General features: G+C 60.3%; 3 protein-coding genes and 1 pseudogene. All 4 read right to left on the bottom strand.

What is annotated here, in order from left to right:
• Nucleotides 1-103 (bottom strand): DUF2586 family protein (locus tag ACW9IR_RS29395; protein WP_457466107.1); only part of this gene is annotated, 103 nt, incomplete at its 3' end.
• Nucleotides 104-114: 11 nt separating this feature from the next.
• Nucleotides 115-795 carry a virion morphogenesis protein gene (locus ACW9IR_RS29400; protein WP_457466109.1) on the bottom strand — a complete coding sequence of 227 codons (681 nt, stop codon included), beginning with the start codon at nucleotides 793-795 and terminating at the stop codon, nucleotides 115-117.
• Nucleotides 785-1,234 (bottom strand): phage tail protein, encoded by a 450-nt coding sequence (locus ACW9IR_RS29405; protein ID WP_457466111.1) that lies wholly within the window; start codon nucleotides 1,232-1,234, stop codon nucleotides 785-787. The genes ACW9IR_RS29400 and ACW9IR_RS29405 overlap by 11 nt, the downstream gene beginning before the upstream one ends.
• A pseudogene (locus ACW9IR_RS29410) lies at nucleotides 1,231-1,324 on the bottom strand (head completion/stabilization protein); the annotation flags it as partial. The gene ACW9IR_RS29405 and the pseudogene ACW9IR_RS29410, both read right to left, overlap by 4 nt.

Below are 1,324 nucleotides of genomic sequence, written 5' to 3' on the forward strand. Positions count from 1 at the left end.
CGTTTTTGGCGGCGGGGCCGATGAAAAGAAAGTAACGCTCAACCTCTGTCACGGCACCCTGGCCTAGATTGAGGTTGTCGACGGTGACTTGACCGAGTGCCATGTAGTGCCTCGTTAACGGGGTGAAGTTAGGATTTGTTGAAAGACCTGGTTAACCAGCTCGCGGGTTTCATTGCCAGTTGCCACGCCGAGGAACTGACGTTTTGGCAGGGTGATGTCCCAGCTTTGCGCGCCAGATGTCTCGGTTTTCTCATCCTTCAGAATGCGGATCAGCAGACCGGCCTTGGCGTAGTTCACATGCTGTTGAATCCATGCAACCGAAGGCCTGGCCGGAGTCTTTTTGCCCTTCTGGCGAACACGCAAACCCAGCCGGCGCAGGCGTTTCGCTTGCTTTTCAGTGCATGCGATGCCAGGCGGAACGGTGTTCCAGCGGCGCATCTGGGCAGCCGTGCGCCGCTCGGTAGCACCGTTGTGTTGTTGCGTGGCGACCCAGCGAGTCAGCGCATTTTTCCAACCCAGTTCGGCTTCGTCGGCGCTGACTCGCGTGACTTGCAGCAGCTTGGCCAGCCCGGCTTCCATCTTTTTCTTGCCCTTGGCTGATCCCTTGCGTTCAGCGAACGGCGAGCCGTCGACGTTTTGCTGGGCGCGCTGACGCTTGCGGCTCATCGAGCGCACGCGCTTGGTCACGTTGTTCAGCAGACGACGGCGCAGCACCGGCGGCAGCTCCAGCAGCGCCAGTTGAGCGTCGACGTTGAGTAGGCCCCTGACATCGAGGTCGCACGGATTAGCGCTCACCGGTGGCCACCTCGCCGTTCTCGGCAACCCACAGGTCAAACGGGACGAAAGCCCAGGTCTTACCGAAGGCGTCGATCTCGCCGGCAGGGTCTTCGGCCAGATACTGCGGCTCGACAAACTCCAGAGTGATTTCCACGTCGAAGAGATCGTTGTCCAACGGCTCTACAAGGAACTCCGGCGCCGGCAGTTCATGGTGGTCGCGGTTGGTGTCGTGGTTTTCCAACCAACTCCCAACCAGAGCCATCAGGCGCGCCGGATGGTCCGCGAAACGCTCCAGGACAATCGCGGCGCGATAGTGCATGTCGGCAAAGTGCATGCCGTCGACGTCGGGTTTCCAGATCAGCGAGAGCTTCACCTGCTCGGTGAAACTGTCGAGCTGTTCAGGCGCGACCAGACGGCGTTCCCGTAGGTAGGTGGTCAGCCCTTGCAGCTTAGTCATAGCAGCGCCGCCGTGATTCGGCCACGGCCTTGCAGGGCACGAACGGCGGATTGGCTGAATGCCAAGAAGGTTTCTTTAAGCTCGGGCGCT

The organism is Pseudomonas sp. SDT291_1_S447 (genome assembly GCF_054070155.1).

What these genes read in the sequence shown, in the direction of transcription:
- ACW9IR_RS29405 (WP_457466111.1), bottom strand. Translation starts at nt 1,234, where the DNA reads ATGACTAAGCTGCAAGGGCTGACCACCTACCTACGGGAACGCCGTCTG.